The 21,918-nt window shown below is 73.2% G+C and carries 19 protein-coding genes; 14 read left to right on the forward strand and 5 right to left on the reverse strand.

The window, feature by feature from the left end; genetic code table 11:
• Positions 1 to 60 precede the first annotated feature (60 nt).
• Positions 61 to 798, forward strand: coding sequence for a hypothetical protein (locus ACFXGA_RS03650; protein ID WP_378084055.1), 738 nt, complete (start codon positions 61 to 63; stop codon positions 796 to 798).
• On the opposite strand, the gene ACFXGA_RS03655 is transcribed toward ACFXGA_RS03650, so the two are convergent.
• From ACFXGA_RS03655 to ACFXGA_RS03670, 4 genes are all read right to left on the reverse strand, one after another.
• A complete protein-coding gene (locus ACFXGA_RS03655) occupies positions 795 to 3,746 on the reverse strand; it encodes a helix-turn-helix transcriptional regulator (protein WP_378084057.1) in 2,952 nt (983 codons plus the stop codon). The two genes, ACFXGA_RS03650 and ACFXGA_RS03655, sit on opposite strands and share 4 nt — an antisense overlap.
• Before the next feature lie 87 nt (positions 3,747 to 3,833).
• The gene (locus ACFXGA_RS03660; protein WP_378084058.1) at positions 3,834 to 4,046 is read right to left on the reverse strand and encodes a hypothetical protein; all 213 of its coding nucleotides are present in this window, start codon (positions 4,044 to 4,046) and stop codon (positions 3,834 to 3,836) included.
• The gene (locus ACFXGA_RS03665; RefSeq protein WP_378084059.1) at positions 4,043 to 6,880 is read right to left on the reverse strand and encodes a type 2 lanthipeptide synthetase LanM family protein; all 2,838 of its coding nucleotides are present in this window, start codon (positions 6,878 to 6,880) and stop codon (positions 4,043 to 4,045) included. Before ACFXGA_RS03665 ends, ACFXGA_RS03660 begins: the two co-directional genes overlap by 4 nt.
• 298 nt (positions 6,881 to 7,178) lie before the next feature.
• Positions 7,179 to 7,730, reverse strand: coding sequence for a hypothetical protein (locus ACFXGA_RS03670; RefSeq protein WP_378084061.1), 552 nt, complete (start codon positions 7,728 to 7,730; stop codon positions 7,179 to 7,181).
• An 81-nt stretch (positions 7,731 to 7,811) separates the two neighbouring features.
• Between ACFXGA_RS03670 and ACFXGA_RS03675 the strand changes: the two genes are divergently transcribed.
• From ACFXGA_RS03675 to ACFXGA_RS03700, 6 genes are all read left to right on the forward strand, one after another.
• A complete protein-coding gene (locus tag ACFXGA_RS03675; protein WP_378084062.1) occupies positions 7,812 to 8,354 on the forward strand; it encodes an enoyl-CoA hydratase/isomerase family protein in 543 nt (180 codons plus the stop codon).
• Positions 8,351 to 9,352, forward strand: coding sequence for a LacI family DNA-binding transcriptional regulator (locus ACFXGA_RS03680; protein WP_378084064.1), 1,002 nt, complete (start codon positions 8,351 to 8,353; stop codon positions 9,350 to 9,352). Before ACFXGA_RS03675 ends, ACFXGA_RS03680 begins: the two co-directional genes overlap by 4 nt.
• A 195-nt stretch (positions 9,353 to 9,547) precedes the next feature.
• The gene (locus tag ACFXGA_RS03685; RefSeq protein WP_378084066.1) at positions 9,548 to 10,906 is read left to right on the forward strand and encodes an ABC transporter substrate-binding protein; all 1,359 of its coding nucleotides are present in this window, start codon (positions 9,548 to 9,550) and stop codon (positions 10,904 to 10,906) included.
• Positions 10,906 to 11,775, forward strand: coding sequence for a carbohydrate ABC transporter permease (locus ACFXGA_RS03690; protein ID WP_378084068.1), 870 nt, complete (start codon positions 10,906 to 10,908; stop codon positions 11,773 to 11,775). Before ACFXGA_RS03685 ends, ACFXGA_RS03690 begins: the two co-directional genes overlap by 1 nt.
• On the forward strand, positions 11,772 to 12,611 hold the full coding sequence (locus ACFXGA_RS03695; RefSeq protein ID WP_378084070.1) for a carbohydrate ABC transporter permease: 840 nt from the start codon (positions 11,772 to 11,774) through the stop codon (positions 12,609 to 12,611). The genes ACFXGA_RS03690 and ACFXGA_RS03695 overlap by 4 nt, the downstream gene beginning before the upstream one ends.
• Positions 12,612 to 12,635: 24 nt before the next feature.
• Positions 12,636 to 14,156: a glycoside hydrolase family 13 protein gene (locus tag ACFXGA_RS03700; RefSeq protein ID WP_378084072.1), complete on the forward strand. Its 1,521-nt coding sequence runs from the start codon at positions 12,636 to 12,638 to the stop codon at positions 14,154 to 14,156.
• Here ACFXGA_RS03700 and ACFXGA_RS03705 read toward each other — a convergent pair.
• Complete coding sequence (locus tag ACFXGA_RS03705; protein WP_378084074.1) at positions 14,140 to 14,637, reverse strand: MarR family winged helix-turn-helix transcriptional regulator; 498 nt, start codon at positions 14,635 to 14,637, stop codon at positions 14,140 to 14,142. The two genes, ACFXGA_RS03700 and ACFXGA_RS03705, sit on opposite strands and share 17 nt — an antisense overlap.
• 110 nt (positions 14,638 to 14,747) lie before the next feature.
• Here ACFXGA_RS03705 and ACFXGA_RS03710 point away from each other — a divergent pair, with 110 nt between their 5' ends.
• The 7 genes from ACFXGA_RS03710 (at position 14,748) to ACFXGA_RS03740 (ending at position 21,885) form a co-directional block, all read left to right on the forward strand.
• On the forward strand, positions 14,748 to 15,809 hold the full coding sequence (locus tag ACFXGA_RS03710) for an alkene reductase (RefSeq protein WP_378084075.1): 1,062 nt from the start codon (positions 14,748 to 14,750) through the stop codon (positions 15,807 to 15,809).
• Positions 15,810 to 16,228: 419 nt separating this feature from the next.
• A complete protein-coding gene (locus ACFXGA_RS03715) occupies positions 16,229 to 16,990 on the forward strand; it encodes a DeoR/GlpR family DNA-binding transcription regulator (RefSeq protein ID WP_378084076.1) in 762 nt (253 codons plus the stop codon).
• A 69-nt stretch (positions 16,991 to 17,059) separates the two neighbouring features.
• The gene (locus ACFXGA_RS03720) at positions 17,060 to 18,403 is read left to right on the forward strand and encodes an ABC transporter substrate-binding protein (protein WP_378084078.1); all 1,344 of its coding nucleotides are present in this window, start codon (positions 17,060 to 17,062) and stop codon (positions 18,401 to 18,403) included.
• 40 nt (positions 18,404 to 18,443) lie between these two features.
• Positions 18,444 to 19,385, forward strand: coding sequence for a carbohydrate ABC transporter permease (locus ACFXGA_RS03725; RefSeq protein WP_378084177.1), 942 nt, complete (start codon positions 18,444 to 18,446; stop codon positions 19,383 to 19,385).
• Positions 19,382 to 20,182 (forward strand): carbohydrate ABC transporter permease, encoded by an 801-nt coding sequence (locus tag ACFXGA_RS03730; protein WP_378084079.1) that lies wholly within the window; start codon positions 19,382 to 19,384, stop codon positions 20,180 to 20,182. The genes ACFXGA_RS03725 and ACFXGA_RS03730 overlap by 4 nt, the downstream gene beginning before the upstream one ends.
• Positions 20,179 to 21,168, forward strand: a complete 990-nt coding sequence (locus ACFXGA_RS03735) for a zinc-dependent alcohol dehydrogenase family protein (protein WP_378084081.1) — start codon at positions 20,179 to 20,181, stop codon at positions 21,166 to 21,168. Before ACFXGA_RS03730 ends, ACFXGA_RS03735 begins: the two co-directional genes overlap by 4 nt.
• 141 nt (positions 21,169 to 21,309) lie before the next feature.
• Positions 21,310 to 21,885 carry a hypothetical protein gene (locus tag ACFXGA_RS03740; protein ID WP_378084083.1) on the forward strand — a complete coding sequence of 192 codons (576 nt, stop codon included), beginning with the start codon at positions 21,310 to 21,312 and terminating at the stop codon, positions 21,883 to 21,885.
• The last annotated feature ends 33 nt before the right edge of the window (positions 21,886 to 21,918 follow it).

Here is a 21,918-nt window from a genome sequence, read left to right on the forward strand (position 1 = left end):
CACTCCTTATCCGCCGCCGGTGCGGGAGTATGGCGGTGTTCACCGTCCGCGGGGGGAGTCATGCGCAGGTCCGTCGTCGCTCTGGTGCTGGTCGCGGTGGCGGTGGTGGCGGGCTGCGCGGAGCGGACCGGCCTGCCCGCGCCGACCCTCGGCCCGGTGGTGGAGGACGGCGCGACGCTGCTCGCCGGCCTGGCCGCCCGGTCCGCCGAGCAGCGGTCCGTGGGGGTGGAGGCGGAGACGACCCTGTCCGGGCTGCGCGTGACGCTGTCCGGCGGCCTGCTGCGCACCCGCGAGGGCACGCTGGTGTCGCTGCGGCAGGGTTCGGACACCGAGGTGGTCGTGCTCGCCGACGCCGGCTACTCCCGCACCGGCGACGGGGCGTGGACCAGGCTCGACCTGACCGACCGCGCGCCCGTGCGGGTGGACACCACGGTGGCCGGCCTGACCGACGAGGTGGACCCGGCGTCGGTGGTGGAGTCCCTGGCCGGCAGCCTGCTCGTGGAGACGGGCGACGACCGGGTGGACGACGTGGCGACCCACCGGTACACGCTGCTGGTCGACCTGCGGGCGCAGGCCGAGCGCACCGTCGACAGCTCCCGGCGCGGCCGGCTGCTGGCGGCCTACGAGTCGGGCTTCACCGCGTCCGCGACCGTCTGGGTGGGGCCGGGCGACCTGCCGGTGCGGGTGGAGCAGGTGCTGAAGACGTTGGAGGGCAACGACTTCCAGCGCACCGTTCACCGGTTCGCCGACTGGAACGCCGACATCCGCGTGACCGCGCCGACCTCGCCGGGGCGCTAGGGCCGGTCGGCGGGTCCCAGCGACGCCGCGAACGCGCTCAGCGACTCCCGGTCCGGCTGCGCGGTCTTCGTGATCAAACTCGCCACGTGCTTCTCCACCGTGCGCGGCGAGATGTGCAGCCGGGTGGCGATCGCCTTGTTCCCCAGCCGGCCCGCCAGGAGTCGGAACACCTCGAACTCGCGCACCGTCACGCCCAGCGCCCGCAGTTCGCGCGGCACCTGGTCGGACCCCGTCCGCCGCTGCGGCACGGTCGCGCCGACCTGCCGCAGCAGCCCGCGGCACGCGCTGGCCACGGCCGCGTGACCGGCCTGGTGGAAGTACTCCTCCGCGCCGCGCAGCCACCCGACCGGCTCGCCCCACCCGTCCGCCACGGCGGCCTCGGCCACCAGCCGCAGCCCGAGGTTGCGCGCCAGCGGGTAGATCGCCGCCGCCTCGCGGGCCGCCCGGACCGCCTGCGCCGCCTCCGCCTCCCGGCCGTGCCTGCCCAGCACCACGGCCAGCGCGAACTGCGCGAACACCCGGTTCCAGCGCATCCGCGCCGCCGCCGACCGCGTCACGTCCAGGTAGGCGTCCACGTCCGACGCGCCGGCCAGCGCGTCCAGCAGCAGCCGCAGCCCGTGCCGGCCCGCCAGGTGGAACACCGTCGGCGTCTGCGCCTCGAACGCGATGGCCCGCGCCAGGTCCTGCTCGGCCGCCGCCCGGTCCTCCTCCAGCAACGCGCAGAACGCCCGCGCGAGCCCGTGGCACAGCGGTCGCTCCTGCGAGCCGCCGCCCGCCGCCTCGAACTCCTCGATGGCGGCCTCCATCTCGGCCCGCCTGCCCTGGTGCGCCGCGGCCGTGGCCCGCGCCATCAACCCGTAGGTGGTCAGGTTCCGCAGCTGGAGCCGGCGGGTGTCCGCGACGGTGCGCGCGAGCCGGTCCGCCGCGTCCGCGTACTGCCCGCGCAGCACGGCGTCCAGCCCGAGGATCGCGTCCACGTTGTAGGCCACGCTGATCGCGCCGATGAGCAGCGCCTCCTCGCGCGCGTCCGCCAGCTCGCCCGACGTGCCCTCGGCCAGCCAGTCCAGGCCGCCCTGCCGGATCACCGCGTACACCCGCTGGATCGGCAGCCCGTGCTCCTCGGCCAGCGCCCGCGCCCGGTGGAAGCACTCGGTCGCCTCGGCCAGGTCGCGGTCGCGGGCCAGCACGCCGAGCAGCTGCCACGTCTCGCAGCCGACCTCGGGCAGCGGCACCCGCTTGGCCGCGTCGGCCGCGCGGCGGGCCAGGAACTCGGCCGAGGCGATCCGGTCGGGCGCGTCCACGTTCAACGTCAGGAACGCGGCCACCGCGTCGAGCCGCGCGGTGTGCTCGTCGGTCGCGTCCGCGCCGAGCAGCGCCCGCGCCGTCTCCACGTGCGCCATGCCGTCGGTCCACCGGCCCGCGGTGTTGGCCACCTGCGCCAGCTTGGTGTGCAGCTCGGCCCGCCGGACCCGGCCGAGCCCGGCCGCGCTCAGCTCGGTCACCGCGTCGACCAGCGCGAACGCCCGCTCGAACTGGCCCGCCTCGGCCAGCGCGGGCAGCAGCGAGTCGAGCACGTCGGCGCGGATCGACACGTCGACCTGGCTGGCCAGCAGCCGGTGCGCGTGGTCGAGCAGCCGCACCGCCGACCCGGCCGCGCCGTCGGCCAGCGCCCGCCTGCCCGCCTCGGCCAGCAGCGTGCCCGCCTCGGCCGTCTGCCCGGCGTCCAGCCGCAGCGACGCCACCAGCGCCCGCCACTCGCCGTGCAGGCCGGGGTGCAGCTCCTGCACCGCGTCGGCGGTCCGCCGGGCGAGTTCGGCCCGGTGCGGCGGGGGCAGCTGGGCGAGCAGCGCCTCGGCGGTCAGCGGGTGCCGGAACGCGTACCAGTCCGGCACCGGCTCGTCCGGCGTGACGAGCTGCGCCGCCACCCCGGCGTGCAGGTGCGACAGCAGGCCCCGGTCGTCCATCCCGGTCACCCGCCGCAGCACCGACAGCGGGAACCGGTGGCCCAGCACGGCCGCCACCGACAGCACCTCGCGGCCCTGCGGCCCGAGCCGGTCCGTGCGGTGCGCGATCGACCGCACCAGGGCCGACGGCACGTCGATGCGCAGCTCGCCGAGCACCTGCCAGCCACCCGGACCGCGCACCAGCAGCCCGCCGTTGACCAGGCCGTGCAGCATCTCCTCGACCACGAACGGGTTGCCCGCGCTGTCGGCCCACAGCCGCTGCACCACCTCGGCGGGCACCTCGTGGTCCTCCGCCTCCAGGCACAGCCCGACCATCCGGCGCACCTGCCACTCGTCCAACCGGCGCAGCTCCAGCAGCACGCCCGCCTGCCGCTGGGCGGCCAGCCGGACCACGTCGAGCGCGGGGCCGGGGTCGGCGCGGGCGGTCACCAGCAGCGCGGCGGGCGCCTGGTCGAGGTTGTCCACCAGGTAGTCCACGACGGCCAGCGTCTCGGCGTCGGCGTCGTGCAGGTCCTCCAGCACCACCAGGCACGGCTGCTTGCGGCCGACCGCGGCCAGCAGCCGCAGCACCGCCTCGGCGAGCACCAGCACCGAGTGCGCCGGGCGCTGCTCCTCGGGACCACCCGCCTCGGCGCTCCACTGCGCCGGGTGCCACTCGGGCACCAGCCTGCCCAGCGCCCGCTGGTACGGGCCCAGTTCCCGCAGGTCGGGGCCGTCCCCGCCGCGCAGCAGCGACATCAGCGCCTCGGCCAGCGGCCGGAACGGCACGATCGGCCCGATGGTGCTGCCGCGACCGCGCAGCACGCGCATGCCGCGGTCGAAGGCGGCGGAGGCGGCGGAGCGCGCCAAGCGGGTCTTCCCGATGCCCGGCTCGCCGACGAGGAACACGGCCCGGCCCCGGTGGCGGGCCGCGTCGGCGAGCAGTCGCTCGAGCACCTGGAGTTCTTCGTCGCGGCCGACCACGACCGGCGCGCGGGTGTGCATGGGGCGACCTTAGTCAAGCCGATCGGGCGCATGCCAAACTGCCCGCACCCCCAGTGCGGGCGGGCAGTTCGGCGGCGGAGCGCGGCGCTACAGCGTGAGGCCGGGCGCGCTCACGGTGGTCATGCTGGACTCGCTCACGGCGACCGCGGCGTACGCGCCGACGGCCAGGGTCAGGCCGGCCAGCGCGCGGGCGCGGGCGCCGGCCTTGGTCCTGCGGGACAGCGCCATCTCGCCGGCGGGGTGGTCGCCGTCCCGGGCTTCGCTCCAGGTGGTGACCTCGTCGCGGTTGGCGTCGTTCATCGGGTGTTCTCCTCGGGGGTGTTGATGTCGTGCGTGGAACCGAGCAGGAGCACGGACGGCACCTGGTCGGGGAAACCGAGGCGGAGCAGGCCGTAGCCGATGCCCGAGAGCCCCGTGAGCAGACCGGCCGACGGCACGCCGTCGGGCGTGCCGCAGCGCGCCCCGTACTGCTCCAGCGCGCCGAGGACGAGCCCGGCCCGCCGGGTCTGCGCGGCCGCGGCCAGACCGTGCCCGCGTTCCGCGAGGACGGTCAGCGCCTCGACCACGCCCAGCTCGCCGTGGCACAGGCTCAGGTCTCGCAACGGTTCGTGCACCGCCAGGGCGTTCAGGCACCGGTCGAGGTGCAGGGTGTGCGCGTCGACCGGCAGGCCGGGGTGCGCGCAGTGCGCGAGCACCGCGCCCGACAGCCCGGAGCACCAGCTGTGGTCGGCTTCGGTCACGTCGAGCAGCCGCTGCCGCAGCCCGTGGTCGGACCGCAGGTTCGCGCGGCCGACCACACCGTAGCGGTCGTCGCCGACGGCGCGCGCGTAGCGCAGCAACGCCCAGCCGACGCCCGCCCGGCCGCGGGCGAAGCCGTCGCCGCCCGCGCCCGCCGTGAGCAGCCGGTCGGCGTAGGCGCGGGCCAGCCGCCCCGCCGAGGCCAGACCGGTCTCCCGGCGCACCGCGAGCATCGCGGCCAGCCCGCCGGCGCAGCCCTCGACCACGTTCGCCGGGTCCTCGCCGACCGCCTCCACCGCGGTCGCGACGTCCACCGCGGTGCGCAGCCAGCCCCGGATGTCGTCGTCGTCCAGCAGGTTCGCCAGCCGCGCCAACGCGTAGCAGACACCGCCGAGGCCGTGGAACGCGCCGCTGCCCACGGCCGCCGCCAGCTCGGTGTCCTCGGCGAACGCGGCCAGCAGGTCCGGGATCGGCGCGAGCGCGTCGCGCGCGTACTCGGTGTACCGGGCGGCGCCGGTGAGCCGGCCGAGCTGCGCCAGGAACAACGCGACGCCGGTGTAGCCGTTGGACAGGCCCGCGCCCATCGCGGACACCGCCCAGTGCCGGTCGTCCACCAGCTCCAGGCCGACCCAGTTGACCCGGCCGGCGGCGGTCGCGGCGTGCGCGAGCACCTCGTCGGCCACCCCGCACGCGGCCACCAGGAGCCGTTGCGGGTCGGGGACGCACGCCTCGACCGGCGCGGCCACCCCGGGACCGGTGCGGTGGTCCACGGGCCTGGGCCGGGTGGCCAGCCCGGCGCTGATCAGCCACTGCTGGTCGTGCCGGTCCACCTCGTCCAGCGCGGCGATCTTGGCCGTGACCGCGTCCAGCGCGGACGCCGGCAGCAGGTCGGGCAGGCGCTGCCCGGTCGAGGTCCACACGTCGCGGCTGCCCGGCCGGGTGGTGAACATCGGCACGTCGCCCGCCCACAGGTCGCGCATCTCGTGCGGCACCAGGGCGCGCAGCACCTCGTCGCCCTCGGCGTCGTCCCACAGCACGTCGAGGACGTCCTGGCGGGCCGCCGCGCCGCCGAGCGCGTCGGGGTGCGTCGACTCGTCCAGCGCCGTCGCGTAGAGCTGGGTCATCCGCGGCACGAACCGCACCGGCAGGTCGGCGAACGCGGCGAGCAGCCCGTCCGGGCCGAGCAGGTCGGCGCGGTGGTCGTACAGCGCGTCGTAGCCCAGCCGGAACCCGGCCAGCAGCGCGCCCCGGTAGTCGGCGGGCTCGGCCTCGCGGCCGTCCACCACGGGCCGGTTGTGGGCCGGCGGCAGCGGGGCGGGCCTGCGCACCAGCCGCATCCGGTCGGTGCCGGGGTGCAGCCAGGCCACGCCGTCGGCCGGGAGCCGGTCGCCGTGGTCGCCGCCCAGGCCGCCGACGTCCAACGCGCCGTGCTCGCCCAGCAGCACGCGCGGCAGCACGGCGGTGCGGTGCACGGACCGGGCCAGCGCCCGGACCGCGGGGTCCGCCGGCAGCCCGACCGTCGGGTGGAACAGCGTCTCCACGTCCACCAGCACCGGCTGATCACCCGCCGCGACCAGGTTCTCGTAGTGCATGTCGGTGCCGTCCACCGCGTACAGCAGCGCGAGCAGCGCGCCGAGCCGCTGGTAGAACCGGCCGACCTCGGTCACGTCGGCGCACGGGCGGTGCGCCACGAACTCCAGCCACCCGTACCCGGGCCGGCCGAGCACGCGCGGCAACCGCAGGTCCAGGCGCGTGTGCCCGTCGAACCAGGCCAGGAGGTCCGCGAACGCCCCGTGCAGCGCCACGGGCCGCGGCTTGTAGACCACCTTGCGGCCGTCGGCGAAGGTCAGCACGGCGACCGAGCGCCCGCGGGCGTGCGGGTCGCCGCGACCGGTCTCGACGCGGGCGACCGGGCCGGGGTCGCGGCCGTCCAGCAGCGCCCGCACGATCTCCGGCCGGTCGTCGGCGAACCGGTCCAGCAGCTCCCGGTGCGCCTCGGCGGCGTGCAGGCAGGTCTGGCCGAGCAGCCGGGCCAGCACCGGGTACCGGGCGAACAGCGCGGGCAGGTCGACGTGCCGGATGAAGTCGGCGAACCGCTCCTGGGGCGTGTCGCCCGCCAGCCGCCCGCCGACCCGCTGGAGGTTCAGCTCCAGCACGAGGGTGCGGGCCGCGATGCGGGCCAGCCGCCGGCCGAGGGCGCGGGTGAAGTCCGCGTCCAGGCGGGGGTCGAGCGCCGCGGTCGCGCGCACCAGGGGTCTCAGGGCGCAGGCGAACGCCTCGTCCCAGCTGCCGCCGGTGAAGTCTGCACGGGCCGCGGTCGTGGTGGCGCGTTCCACGAACGCGGCCCATGAGGGCCGTCCACGGGGGACGACCAGTTCCTGGGGGTTCCCGCGCACGCCGCTGACCCACCAGGCTGCTGGCGGCCGTTCCACGGCGGAGGGAAACATGCCGCACAACGTGTCATGGGGGCGCGTGGCGCACATGGGGGTCGTGCCCCCAGATTTGCGGTCGGCGGGGTACGGGGCCGCACATGTGCGGAGACGGCTCCGCCGCAGGTCACCAGCACACTTCCGGCCGGTTAACGGACCGCTGCGCCGGGCTGTTGCGCCCGGTCGCGGGCGACGGGACCGCCTCACGCCGACCGGGTGCGGCGGGACGCGACGGGGTCGGGGTGGCGCGGTGCGCGCCGGGTCGTCAGACGTCGCAGTTCTCGGCCTGGCCGGCGGCGGCGCGGAACTCGTCCGGCAGCGAGATCACGGACATCTTCTCCACCGCCTCGTTCATCACCGTGACGGCCTCCGTCATGTCCTGCATCACGGCGGAGAAGACGTCGGTGGTCAGCTCCGGCGCGGCGTCCACCGTCGACCTGGCCGAGACGAACTTGTCCCTGGCCCTGGTCAGCGGCTCGCTGATGACCTCGACGGCGGTGTCGGCGGCGGGGCTCGGGGCGGGGGTCAGGCCGTCCAGGTCGTGCAGCACGACGTTCAGCACGTCGACCACCCGGCCGAGCGAGTCGCTGACCGACTTCTTCGCCGCGGCCGGGTCGGTCTGGGTCTCGTCGAGCTTCACCCCGCCCGAGGCGACCATGTAGTTGGCCACCCCGCAGAAGTTGTCCATCCAGCGCACGACCTCGGGCTTCGCCGCCGCGACCGCCGACGTCGGGCCCGGCGTCGGCTCGCCCGCCACGGGCACCGCGCACCCGGTCAGGCCCGCCAACGCCACCGCAGCCACCCACCACCGCTTCACAGGGGATTTGTACCCTGCCGTCACTCGATGGAGGGGCGGAACATGACAACCGGGGGAATCCTCGGCCACGATGTTGCTCTCATGACCGTCTCACTCGAGGTGTCCGGCGGGATCGCGGTCATCCGGATCGACGGGCCGACGGACACCGTGCTCGCCGACGTGCGGGCCGTGCTGCCCTCGGTGGTCGACGCACGCGCCGTCGTGCTCCTGGTCGAGCCCGGACTCGGCGCCGTCGACATCAAACGGCTGGTCCGGACGTCGGCGGCCCGGCGCGGAGCCCCCGCCGCCCCGCTGCGCGGCGTGCGGGACGAGGTCGCCAACCTGCCCGTGCCGGTGGTCGCGGCGATCGGCGGCTGCGCGTCCGGCGAGGTCGTGGAACTCGCGATGGCGTGCGACCGGCGGGTGCTGGCCTCCGACGGCGCCCTCGGCCGGGTGACAGGCTCCCGGGTGATCGGCGGTCACGTGCTGATGGCGCGCCGGGTCACCGCCGACGAGGCGCTGCGCACCGGGCTGGTGGACCGGGTGGTGCCGCCGTCGTCGGTGCTGCCGGCCGCCGTCGAACTCGCAAACGAATGCAAATCCACGCAAGCCGAGCGTAAATCCTGCCGTATAGTTGCTCCATGACGCAACGGCGGTTGGCGGAAGTGGCCGCGAAGGTCGGCGTGAGCGAGGCGACGGTCAGCCGGGTGCTGAACGGCAAGCCCGGCGTGTCCGAGGCGACGCGGTCGGCCGTCCTCACGGCCCTGGACGTGCTCGGGTACGAACGGCCGACCCAGCTGCGCGGCGAACGCGCCCGGCTGGTCGGTCTGGTGCTGCCGGAGCTGCAGAACCCGATCTTCCCGGCGTTCGCCGACGTGGTCGGCAACGCCCTCGCGCAACGCGGTTTCACCCCGGTGCTGTGCACCCGCACGGCCGGCGGCGTGACCGAGGCCGACTACCTGGAGCTGCTGTTCGAGCAGCACGTCTCCGGCGTGGTGTTCGCCGGCGGGCAGTACGCCCAGGCGGACGCCTCGCACGAGCACTACCGCCAGATGACCCGGCGCAAGCTGCCCGCCGTGCTGGTCAACGCCGCCATCGAGGACCTCGGCTTCCCGCGGGTGTCGTGCGACGACGCGGTGGCGGTGGAGCAGGCGTTCGGGCACCTGGTGGCGCTGGGCCACGTGCGGATCGGCGCGGTGCTCGGCCCGTCGGACCACGTGCCGTCGCGGCGCAAGCTCACCGCGCTCACGTCGTGCGCGGCGGCCGCCGGGGTGGAGTTGTTCGAGGAGCACGCCATGTTCTCCCTGGAGGGCGGGCAGGCCGCGGCGACCCGCCTGCTGCACCGCGGCGTGACCGCGATCGTGTGCGCGTCGGACCCGTTGGCGCTGGGCGCGGTGCGCGCCGTGCGGCGGCACGGGCTCAAGGTGCCGCACGACGTCTCCGTGGTCGGTTACGACGACTCGCCCCTCATGACCTGCACCGAACCTCCGCTGACCACGGTCCGCCAGCCGATCGAGGCGATGGGCCGCGCGGCCGTCGAACTCCTGGCGAACCAGATCTCCGGCACCCCCGTCCCCGACGAGGAGCTGCTCTTCGAGCCGGAGCTGGTGGTCCGCTCGTCCACCGCGCCCGCCCCGCGCTGACCGTCCGCCACCCCTTCCGCTGCCGTCCACCCGCCGGGTGGGCGGCAGTTTTCGCCTGCCCGTCTTCGAACGACCTCCTCGGCCCAGCTTACGACTTGATGTCGTGAAGTTGCGAGGTTTAGTAGACATCTTGCGCATCGGTGGTGGGGCGACTTACCGTGTGCGCCACACCACAGCCGAGAAGGGTCCGGTCCCATGAACTCATCCAGCCTCCGCAGAGCGGCGGGGTTGCTGCTGGCAGGCAGCCTGAGCCTGACCGCCGTCGCGTGCTCGCAAGCCGACGACAACGCCGCCGCCGGTGGCGGCAAGGTCACGCTGTCGGTCAACGGGCAGCCGCCGCAGACGCAGGCGTTCGAGCGCAAGATCTTCGACGAGGACGTGGCCGAGTTCGAGGCCGCCAACCCCGACATCGACATCGAGCCGCACGAGGGGTTCATGGACCCCAAGACGTTCTCCGCCAAGCTCGCCGGCGGCCAGCTCGAGGACGTCTTCTACGCGTACTTCACCGACCCGGCGAACCTCATCGCCCGCAGGCAGGCCGCGGACATCACCGAGTACGTCAAGGACCTGCCGAACTACGACGCCATCCGGCCCGAGCTGCGCGACGTCTTCGCCAAGGACGGCAAGGTCTACGGCGTCCCCACGGCCAACTACTCGATGGGCCTGATCTACAACCGCGCGCTGTTCACCGAGGCCGGCCTGAACCCCGACCAACCGCCGAAGACCTGGGACGAGGTCCGCGAGGCCGCCAAGAAGATCACCGCGCTGGGGAACGGCAAGGTCGGCTTCGCCGAGTACAGCAAGAACAACCAGGGAGGCTGGCACTTCACCGCGTGGATGTACTCCGTCGGCGGGCGGATCGCGCGCCAGGAGGGCGACAAGTGGGTCGCCGACTTCAACAACGACAAGGGCCGTGAAGTCCTCCGGCGCCTCAAGGACATGCGCTGGACGGACAACACCATGGGCGAGAAGCAGTTGCTCGTCATCGAGGACGTCCAGCAGATGATGGGCGCGGGCCAGCTCGGCATGTACCTGGCCGCCCCGGACAACGTGCCGACCCTGGTCAACCAGTTCAAGGGCGACTACGCGAACTACGGCCTGACCGGCATCCCGGACGGCGAGGGGACGCTCATCGGCGGCGAGGGCTACATGATCAACCCGAAGGCGTCGCCGGAGAAGATCAAGGCCGGGCTGAAGTGGATCGGGTGGAAGTACCTCAACCCGGACCGGTTCGAGAAGAACCTCCAGCGGTACAAGGACCAGGGCCAGCCGATCGGCCTGCCCGTGCCGCCCGTCGCGGACATCTGGACCGGTGACATCGCGGCCAGGCAGACGCAGCTCAAGGAGAGCCTGGCCACGGTGCCGGTGGCGAACTTCCGGTCCTACGTGGACGCCAGGCCCAAGGGCCTGATCGAGCCGCCCAACGCGCAGCAGGTCTACGCGATCCTCGACAACGTGATGCAGGCCGTGCTCACCAACCGCGACGCGGACCCCGATCAGCTGCTGGCCGACGCGGAAGCCAAGGTGAACCCCGTCCTGGCCCAGGTCAAGTGATGCGCCGCCGCGTCGCGGAGAACCTGGCCGCGTACGGGTTCCTGTCCGCCGCGCTGGTCTGCTTCGCGGTGTTCTCCTGGTACCCCATCGCGCGCGGGGCCGTGCTGGGCTTCCAGCAGGTCGACTTCGTCACCGACCCCGCGTGGGTCGGCTGGGAGAACTTCGAACGCCTCTTCGCCGACCCCCTGTTCGCCACGGCGTGGCGCAACACCCTGCTGTTCACCGCGCTGGCCCTGGTGTTCGGCTTCGTGGTGCCGTTCGTGCTCGCGGTCGTGCTCAACGAGCTGCGCCACTTCAAGGCGTACTTCCGGCTCGTCGTGTACCTGCCCGTGATGCTGCCGCCGGTGGTGGCCGCGCTGATCTGGAAGTGGATGTACGACCCGGGGCCGGGCCTGCTCAACACCGCGTTGCGCGGGCTCGGGCTCCCGGGCGCGGCGTGGCTGGACAGCGCCGACACCTCGATGCTGTCGCTGGTGATCGTGTCGACGTGGGCCAACCTGGGCACCGCGACGCTGATCTACCTCGCCGCGTTGCAGGGCATCCCGGGCGACCTGTACGAGGCGGCCGAGCTGGACGGCGCGAACGTGCTGCGCAGGCTGTGGCACGTCACCGTCCCGCAGACCCGGTTCGTGCTGCTGGTGCTGCTGCTGTTGCAGGTCGTGGCGACCATGCAGGTGTTCACCGAGCCGTACGTGATGACCGGCGGCGGTCCGGAGGACTCCACCGTCACCGTGCTGCTCCTGCTGTACCGGTACGCCTTCTACTACAACGACTTCGGCACCGCGAGTGCCCTGAGCCTGTTGCTGCTGCTGGTGCTCGGCGCGTTCAGCGCCCTGTACCTGCGGGTGACGCGGAAGGCGGACGCGTGAGGACGCTGATCGCGCCGGGGCGCTCGCGCGTCGGCTACACCATCGCGCTCGTGGTCACCACCGTCGTGCTCACCGCGGTCTTCGTCGTGCCGCTGGTGTGGGTGGTGGTCTCGGCCATGAAACCGGCCGCGGAGCTGGCCCGCGTGCCGCCGACGGTGCTGCCGGAGACGTGGACGCCCGGCACGTACGCCGAGGCGTGGGACCTGATGGACCTCGGCCGGTACTTCCTCAACACGATCGTCGTCGCGGTCGGCACGTGGGCGGTGCAGCTCGCCGTGGACGTGCCCGCGGCGTACGCGCTGTCGCGGCTCAGGCCCGTGCTGGGCAAGGGGATCCTCGGCATGATGCTGGTGACCCTGATGATGCCCGCCGCGGTGCTGCTGGTGCCGACCTACCTGACCATCTCCGACCTCGGGTTGCTCAACAACCCGGTGTCGCTGTGGCTGCTCGGCGCGGCGAACGCGTTCACCGTGTTCCTGCTCAAGCGGTTCTTCGACCAGCTGCCGGTCGAGGTGCTGGAGGCGGCGCGGATCGACGGCGCCGGTCAGCTCACGATGCTGTGGCGGATCGTGCTGCCGCTGTCCCGGCCGATCCTCGCGGTCGTGTCCATCTTCGCGGTCGTGGCCGCCTGGAAGGACTTCATCTGGCCGCTGCTGGTGTTCTCCGACCCGGCGCGGCAGACGCTGAGCGTCGCGTTGCAGCGCTTCGCGCCCGACACACCGGTCAACCTGCTGCTGGCCGGCCTCGTGCTGTCCAGCGTGCCCGTGATCGGCCTGTTCCTGGTGTTCCAGCGGCACGTCCTGGCGGGGCTCACCGCCGGCAGCGTGAAGGGCTGACGCCATTACCGAGGGAGGATCCACATGAACTGGTGGCGCGGTGCGGCCATCTACCAGGTGTACCCGCGCAGCTTCGCCGACGGCAACGGCGACGGGATCGGCGACCTGGCGGGACTGCGCCAGAAGTTGCCCTACCTCGCCGAGTTGGGTGTGGACGCGATCTGGCTCAGCCCCTGGTACCCGTCGCCGCTGGCGGACGGCGGCTACGACGTCGCGGACTACCGCGACATCGAGCCGGTGTTCGGCACGCTCGTGGAGGCGGAGAAGCTGATCGGCGAGGCGCACGCGGTCGGCCTGCGGGTGATCATCGACATCGTGCCCAACCACTGCTCGGACCGGCACCCCTGGTTCCAGGAGGCGTTGCGGGGCGTGGGGCGGGACCGGTTCTGGTTCCACGAGGGCGACGAGCCGCCGAACGACTGGCGGTCCCGGTTCGGCGGGCCGGCGTGGAGCCAGGCCCCGGACGGCTCGTGGTACCTGCACCTCTACAGCCCCGAGCAGCCGGACCTGAACTGGACCAACCCCGAGGTGCGCGCGGAGTTCGAGTCGATCCTGCGGTTCTGGTTGGACCGGGGCGTGGACGGCTTCCGCATCGACGTGGCCGACGGCCTGGTCAAGGACTTCTCCAAGCCCGACGCCGAGCTGCCCTACTCCGACCAGGACGGCGTGCACGAGATCTACCGGTCCTGGCGGCGGGTGCTCGACGAGTACCCGGACGAGCGGGTGTTCGTCGGGGAGATGTGGCTGCCCGACCCGGAGCGGTTCGCCCGCTACCTGCGCCCGGACGAGCTGCACTCGGCGTTCAACTTCGACTTCCTGTGCTGCCCGTGGGAGCCCGGCGAGCTGCGGCGGGTCATCGACGCCACGCTGGCCGCGCACGCGCCGGTCGGCGCGCCGCCCACGTGGGTGCTGTCCAACCACGACGTGACGCGGCACGTGTCGCGGATGGGGCGGGAGGACACGTCGTTCGACTTCGGCCGGCGGCAGCACCTGACCCCGACGGACCTGGAGCTGGGCACGAAGCGGGCGCGTGCGGCGATCATGCTGACCACGTCGCTGCCCGGCTGCGTGTACGTCTACCAGGGGGAGGAGCTGGGGCTGGAGGAGGTGGACGACCTGCCCGACGAGCTGCGGGAGGACCCGGTGTGGGTGCGGTCCGGGCACACCGACCGCGGTCGGGACGGGTGCCGGGTGCCGATCCCGTGGGGCGACGACGGGCCGTCGTGGCTGCCGCGGCCGGCGCACTGGCGGTCGTTGTCGGTGGCCGCGCAGTCCGGCGACCCCGACTCGATGCTGGCGCACTACCGCGCCGTGCTGGCGTTGCGGCGGGCGGAGCCGTCGTTGGGCGACGGTCCGATGGAGTGGCTGGACCTGGGGCCCGACGTGGTGGCGTTCCGCCGCGGCGACGACTTCGCGTGCGTGCTCAACCTGTCCGCGGCGCCGGTCGCCCTGCCCCCGCACGACGCCGTGCTGCTGACCAGCGGGCCGCTCGTGGACGGCGCCGTGCCGACGGACACCGCCGCCTGGATCAGGCCGGCCCGGTAGCGGGCCGGTTCGCCCGGGCCGCCAGGTTGCACTCCAGCAGGCCGAGCACCCTCAGGGTCTCGGCCTGCTGGTCGTCGTCCAGGTTCCCGAGCGTGGCCTCTTCGAGCTGTTCCCACATGCGCTCCACCTCGCGGCGCAGCGCGTGACCCGCGGCGGTCGGTTCGACCAGCACCGCGCGGCCGTCGGTCGGGTCGGGGGCGCGGCGCACGAAGCCCGCGCGTTCCAGGCGCTGCACCGTGCGGGTCATGGTGGGGGAGTCGGAGCCGAGCACGCCGCACAGGTCGGCCTGCCGCTGCGCGCCGTGGTCCCACAGGTGCATCATCACCATCTCCTGGCCGGGGTGCAGACCTGCCTGCCTGAGCAGCTGACCGGCGAGGAGGCGGTGCAGGCGGGCGACGCGGAAGATCGCGTGGCTGACCGGTCCGCGGCCGACAACCCCCGAGGCCGCCGGTGACGTGCTGTTTTCGCGTGTCCCGGCCATGTGTCGATTCTAGTGCGCCGGCGGGGTGAGGGTGGTCACAACGACTATGGGGAATCATCCGAGTTCGGATTGCTGTTCGGACAGCTAAACAGGGCACTCTGGAGGAAGCCATGAGCAGCGCGTTCGAGCCGTTGGACCTCGCCGGCACCAAGTTGGCCAACCGGATCGTGATGGCGCCGATGACCCGCAGCCGGGCGTACGGGACCGTGCCGACGCCGGTGATGGCGGAGTACTACGCGCAGCGGGCGAGCGCCGGGTTGATCATCACCGAGGGCATCCAGCCGTCCGTGGTCGGTCAGGGGTACCCGGACACCCCCGGGCTGCACAGCGCCGAGCAGGTCGAGGGCTGGCGCGGCGTCACGGAGGCGGTGCACGCGGCGGGCGGGCGGATCTTCGCGCAGCTCATGCACGGCGGCCGGATCGGCCACCCGGACGTGCTGCCGGGCGACCTGCACCCCGTGGGCGTGTCCGCGGTGCGCGCGGCCGGGCAGCTGTTCACGGGCAAGGGGATGAAGGACTACGTCACGCCGCGCGTGCTCACGGACGACGAGGTCGTGGCCACCATCGCCGACTACGCCACCGCCGCCCGCAACGCGGTCGAGGCCGGGTTCGACGGGGTCGAGCTGCACGGAGCGAACGGCTACCTGCCGCACCAGTTCCTGGCCGACAACACCAATTTGCGCGACGACCGGTGGGGCGGCTCGATCGAGAACCGCATCCGGTTCGTGGTCGAGGCGCTCCGCGCGATGTCGGACGCGATCGGCGCGCACCGCGTCGGCCTGCGGATCTCCCCGGCCGGTCGGTACAACGACATCGCCGAGGAGACGCACGACGAGCTGTACCCGGCGCTGGTCGACGCCATCGACCCGATCGGGTTGGCGTACCTGCACATCGGCGAGCAGGGGGAGCGGGCGCTGACCGCGGAGCTGCGCAAGCGCTTCTCCGGCGTGCTGATCCTGAACCCGTTGACGCCGGAGGGTTCGACCGGTCCGGAGCACCTGGCGCTGGTGGACGACGGCACCGCGGACGCGGTGAGCTTCGGCGCGCTGTTCCTGGCCAACCCGGACCTGCCCGCCCGCCTGGCGAACGGCGGCCCGTTCAACACGCCCGACCCGTCGTCGTTCTACGGCGGTGACGAGAAGGGCTACATCGACTACCCGGCCCTGACCTGAGCGTTGAACTCGGGGTACCGGAGCGTTCGACACACGCGACCCGAACGTACGACTCTCGCGCGAGTCCTACGTTCGGGTCGCGTGTGTCCTACGTCCAGGACACCCGAGTTGAACGTTCGGAACACGGCGACCGGCGATGGCCCGTGACGTGAACGTTGAACTCGGGTGTTCCGAACGTAGGACACACGCGTTCCGAACGTAGGACTCGCGCGTTGTGGAGGGAGGCACGCGGGAACGGGCGGTGGGGTGGGGGGATTCGGGCACGGATCCGGGGCGGTGTGCGCGTTCGGTCAGGGGAAGCGGGCGGAATCCGGGCATCGCCGACCGGGCTGTGGCGCTGGCCACACGAATTCGCCGGTGTTAAACCTGTTGCGCGGCCCGAACGGGCAGCGGCGGTCCGAGCGGGCACGGGAGGCGGCATGCGGGCGGACGAGCGCAAGCGTCGCATCCTGGCCCGCGCCCGCGCGGACGGCCGGGTCGACGTGGCCGAGATCGCGGCCGAGCTGGAGGTCGCGCCCGAGACCGTGCGCCGCGACCTGCGCGTGCTGGACGAGCACGGCCTGGTCCGCCGCACGCACGGCGGCGCGTTCCCGGTGGAGAGCGCCGGGTACGAGACCGGGCTGAAGTTCCGCTCCGCGTCCAGGGTGCCGGAGAAGCGGCGGATCGCCCGAGCCGCCGCCGACCGGCTCGGCGACGCCGAGACCGTGTTCGTCGACGAGGGCTACACGCCCCAGCTCGTGGCCGAGGCGCTGCCCACCGGCCGGCCGTTGACGGTGATCACCGCCTCGCTGCCGACCGCCGCCGCGCTGTCGGAGGTCCCGTCCACGACCGTGCTGCTCCTCGGCGGCCGGGTGCGGGGCCGCACGCTCGCCACGGTGGACCACTGGGCCACCCGCATGCTCGCCGAGATGGTGATCGACCTGGCCTACATCGGGGCGAACGGCATCTCCCGCGAGCACGGCCTCACCACGCCCGACCCGGCGGTCGGCGCGGTGAAGGCGCAGGCCATGGCCTCCTCACGCCGCCGCGTCTTCGTCGGCGTGCACACGAAGTTCGGCGTGGCGAGCTTCCACCGGTTCGGCGGCGTCGCCGACCTGGAGGCGGTCGTCACGGACTCCGTGCTGCCCGCGGGCGAGGCCCACCGCTACGCCCTGCTCGGACCGAAGGTCATCCGGGCCTGACCGCACCACCCACCGGAGACCCCCGACGCACCGGGGGTCCGGTTCCGCTCGCCCGAAGGAAGGCAGACGATGAAGTCATTCCGGTATGGCGGCCTGTTGGCCGCGGTGCTCCTGGCGACGACCGCGTGCGCCGGCGCGGGCGGCGGGGGCGGCGGCGGTGAGAACTCGATCAACGTCCTGATGGTGAACAACCCGCAGATGCAGGACCTGCGGGAGCTGACCGCCGAGCACTTCACCAAGGACACCGGCATCACGGTCAACTTCACCGTGCTGCCCGAGAACGACGTCCGCGACAAGATCAGCCAGGACTTCTCCAGCCAGGCGGGCCAGTACGACGTGGCCACGATCAGCAACTACGAGACCCCGATCTACGCCGCGAACGGCTGGCTCACACCGCTGGACGACCACGTCGCCGCGGACCCGGGCTTCGACCAGGACGACATCCTCGACCCGATCCGGCAGTCCCTGACCGCCGCCGACGGCAAGGTGTACGCCCAGCCGTTCTACGGCGAGTCGTCGTTCCTCATGTACCGCAAGGACGTGCTGGACGCGAAGGGCCTCACCATGCCCGAGCGGCCGACGTGGCAGCAGGTCGCCGACATCGCCGCCCGGGTCGACGGCGCGCAGCCCGGCATGAAGGGCATCTGCCTGCGCGGCCAACCCGGCTGGGGCCAGCTCATCGCCCCGCTGACGACCGTGGTCAACACCTTCGGCGGTACGTGGTTCACCGCCGACTGGCAGGCCCGGCTCAACGCGCCGGAGTTCAAGGAGGCCACCAAGTTCTACGTGGACCTGGTCCGCGCGCACGGCGAGGCGGGCGCGCCGCAGGCCGGGTTCGCCGAGTGCCTCAACAACATGACCCAGGGCAAGGTCGCCCTGTGGTACGACGCCACGGTCGCCGCGGGCCTGCTGGAGGCCGACGACTCGCCGGTGAAGGGCAAGCTGGGCTTCGCCCAGGCCCCCGTCGTGAAGACCGAGAGCTCCGCGTGGCTCTACACCTGGGCGTTCGGCATCCAGAAGGCCAGCACGAAGGCCCACAACGCCTGGAAGTTCGTGTCCTGGGCGTCCGGCAAGGGGTACGAGGAGCTGGTCGGCAAGACCCTCGGCTGGTCCAGGCTCCCCGACGGCAAGCGGAAGTCCACCTACCAGCGGCCCGAGTACCTGGCGGCCGGCGGCACGTTCGCCAAGCAGGCGGAGGCCGCCATCGCGAGCGCCAGGCCCACCGACCCCGGCGTGCAGGAACGGCCCGCGAGCGGGATCCAGTTCGTCGGCATCCCCGAGTTCACCGACCTCGGCACGCAGGTGTCGCAGCAGATCAGCGCCGCCATCGCCGGCTCCACCACGGTGGACGCCGCGCTCGACGCGAGCCAGGCGCTGGCCGAGGTCGTCGCCGCGAAGCACCGGGGGAAGTGATGGCGAACCCGACCCCGATCGGCAGGCTCCGGTGACCGCCGTGCGGGAGGCGGCGCACGCCGCGCCGACGCCGCCCCCGGCCCGGCCGCCGGCGACCCTGGCGGCGGCCGCCCGCTGGGCACGGCGCGCCCCGCTCCTGCCCGCCCTCGTCTTCACGATCGTGGTGACCCAGCTGCCCTTCGTCGCCACCCTGGTGATCTCGCTGATGCGGTGGAACTCGCTCGACCCCGCCAACCGGGGGTTCGCGGGCGTCGACAACTACACCGCCGTGTTCACCGACCCCGACCTGCGTGCGGCGATCGGCACGACGGTGGTGCTCACCGCCACCGTGGTGCTGGTCAGCCTGGCCCTCGGACTGGTGCTCGCGCTGCTGCTGGACCGCCGCTTCCCCGGGCGCGGCCTCGTGCGCACGATGCTCATCGCGCCGTTCCTGGTCGTGCCGGTCGCGGCCGCGCTGCTGTGGAAGCACGCGCTCTACAACCCGGAGTACGGCCTGCTCAACGGCGTGCTGACGTGGCTGTTCGGCGCGGACGCGCCGCAGCCGGAGTGGATCGGCGGCATGCCGCTGGTCGCGGTCGAGGTGGCGCTGGTGTGGCAGTGGACGCCGTTCATGATGCTGATCCTGCTGGCCGGTCTCCAGAGCCGCCCGCAGGACGCGGTCGAGGCCGCGCGCATCGACGGGGCGACGCCGTGGCAGGTGTTCCGCCACCTCACCCTGCCGCACCTGCGGCCGTACCTGGAGCTGGGCGCGCTGCTCGGCTCGATCTACATCGTGCAGAACTTCGACGCCGTCTTCACCATCACCTCCGGCGGCCTGGGCACGGCCAACCTGCCGTACACCATCTACCAGACCTTCTACCAGGCGCACGACTACGGCCAGGCGTCCGCCGCGGGCGTGGTCGTGGTGGTCGGCTCCATCGTCATCGCCACGTTCGCGTTGCGCGTGGTGTCGTCGCTGCTGCGCGAGGAGGTGCGGGCATGAGCCGGCTCCTGGGCCTGGCCGCGTGGGCGGCGGGCCTGCTGTTCTTCGCGCCGGTGGCGTGGATGGCGCTCACCTCGCTGCACCGCGAGACCGACGCGGCGACCAACCCGCCGTCGCTCGCCGCGCCGATCACGTTCGACGGCTACGCCGAGTTCTTCGACTCCGACCCGTGGCCGTCGCTGATCAACTCGTTGAGCGCGTCGGTCGGCTCGACGGCGCTCGTGCTGCTGCTGGCGATCCCGGCGGCCTACGCGCTGTCGATCAAGAAGGTCGAGAAGTGGTCGGACGTGCTGTTCTTCTTCCTGTCCACCAAGATGCTGCCCGTCGTGGCCGGGCTGCTGCCGGTCTACCTGGTCGCCCAGCACACCGGCATGCTCGACAACATCTCGTTCCTGGTCGTGCTCTACACGTCGATGAACCTGCCGATCGCGGTGTGGCTGATGCGCTCGTTCCTCGCCGAGGTGCCGGGCGAGATCCTGGAGGCCGCCGCGCTCGACGGCGCGGGCCTGGTCACCACGCTGCGCCGGGTCGTCGCGCCGGTCGCCATGCCGGGCATCGCCGCGACGTCGTTGATCTGCTTCATCTTCAGCTGGAACGAGCTGCTGTTCGCCCGCGTGCTGACCGGCGTGGTCGCGGGCACCGCGCCGGTCTACCTCACGGGGTTCGTCACCAGCCAGGGGTTGTTCCTGGCCAAGCTGTGCGCCGCCGCCGTGGTCGTGTCGCTGCCGGTGCTCGTCGCCGGGTTCGCCGCCCAGGACAAGCTGGTCCAGGGCCTGTCGCTGGGAGCCGTGAAGTGAGAGCAGCCGTCATCACCGGGGTCGGCGCGGTCGAGGTCGCCGAGGTGCCGGACCCGACGCCCAGCCCGCGCCAGGTCGTCGTGGACGTCGCGGCGTGCGGGCTGTGCGGCACGGACCTGCACATCCTGCAGGGCGAGTTCGCGCCCGCGCTGCCGGTCGTGCCCGGCCACGAGTTCGCGGGCGTGGTCGTGGAGGTCGGTTCGGCGGTGACGGAGGTGGCCGTCGGCGACCGGGTCGCGGTGGACCCCTCGCTGTACTGCCACGAGTGCCGGATGTGCCGGTCCGGGCGGGGCAACCTGTGCGAGCGGTGGGCCGCGATCGGCGTCACGACCGGCGGCGGCGCGGCCGAGTACGCGGTCGCGCCGGTGGCGAACTGCGTGCGGCTGCCCGACCACGTGCGCACCGAGGACGCGGCGCTGATCGAGCCCCTGTCGTGCGCGGTGCGCGGTTACGACGTGCTGCGCTCGCGGCTGGCCGACCGGGTGCTGATCTACGGCTCCGGCACGATGGGGCTGATGATGCTGCAGCTCGGCAAGCTGACCGGCGCGTCGTCCATCGAGGTGGTCGACCTGAACCCGGAGCGGCTGGCCACGGCCGAGCGGCTGGGCGTCACGGCCACCGCGGCGTCGCCCGACGAGCTGGACCGGCCCGAAGGGTGGGACGTCGTCATCGACGCCACCGGCAACGAGAAGGCGATCCAGGACGGGCTGGGACGCGTCGCCAAGGGCGGGACGTTCCTGCAGTTCGGCGTCGCCGACTACGCGGCGCGCGTGACCATCGACCCGTACCGCATCTACAACCAGGAGATCACCATCACCGGGTCGATGGCGGTGCTGCACTCGTTCGAACGGGCGGCCGACCTGTTCGCGGCGGGCGTGCTGGACCCGGAGGTGTTCATCAGCGACCGGCTGCCGCTGACCGACTACGCGGCCGCGTTGGCGCGGTTCCGGCAGGGGCAGGGGCGCAAGATCCAGGTGCTGCCGTAGGACACGGACACGGAAACGGACACGGCGCGGGCCCCCGCCCCCCCCCCGGCCCCGGGGGCACTGTCTCGTCCGGCCGTGCAACGTGCGCGCCACCCCAGGGCGTTCAAGCCAGTGATCGACCGATTACCGGGAGGAACGTCCATGAGGATCGTCAAGACGGTCGCGGTGGCGGCGCTGGCCGCGTCGGGTCTGCTCGCGGCCGGCGCCGCGGCGCTCGCCCAGCCGGCGGCCGAGGTCGGCGCGAGCGGGCCGCCGGCGTACGAGGCCACCGCGTGGCACGACGTCAACGTCCGGATCTGCCCCTCCACGGCGTGCCTGCCGGCGGCGGGCAGCCCGGTCCGCGCGGGCACGACCGTGGGCGCGTACTGCTGGGCGCACGGCGAGTCGATCACCGACTACGGCTACACCAACGACGTCTGGCTGAACATCGGCAGGCAGGACGGCGGCACGCAGTGGTCGAGCGCCGTCTACTTCGTCGGTGACGAGTACGCCGACCTGCCCGCGGACGCGGAGTGCGCCGACGTGCCCACGCCGCCGACGACCACCCGGCCCGCGCCCACGGCCACTCCCGCGCCGGCCCCGACGGCCACGCCCGCGCCGACCGTGACCGCAGCGCCCACGGTGTCGCCCGTGCCGACCGCGTCGCCGGCGCCCACCGCGACCGCCGTGCCCACGGCCGCGCCCGCGCCGGCCGTGCTCGCGCCCGCGCGGGGCTGATGCGCGGAAGCCCCCTCGGACTCGCGTCCGAGG

The sequence above is a fragment of the Actinosynnema sp. NPDC059335 genome (assembly GCF_042752395.1).
Lineage (GTDB): Bacteria > Actinomycetota > Actinomycetes > Mycobacteriales > Pseudonocardiaceae > Actinosynnema.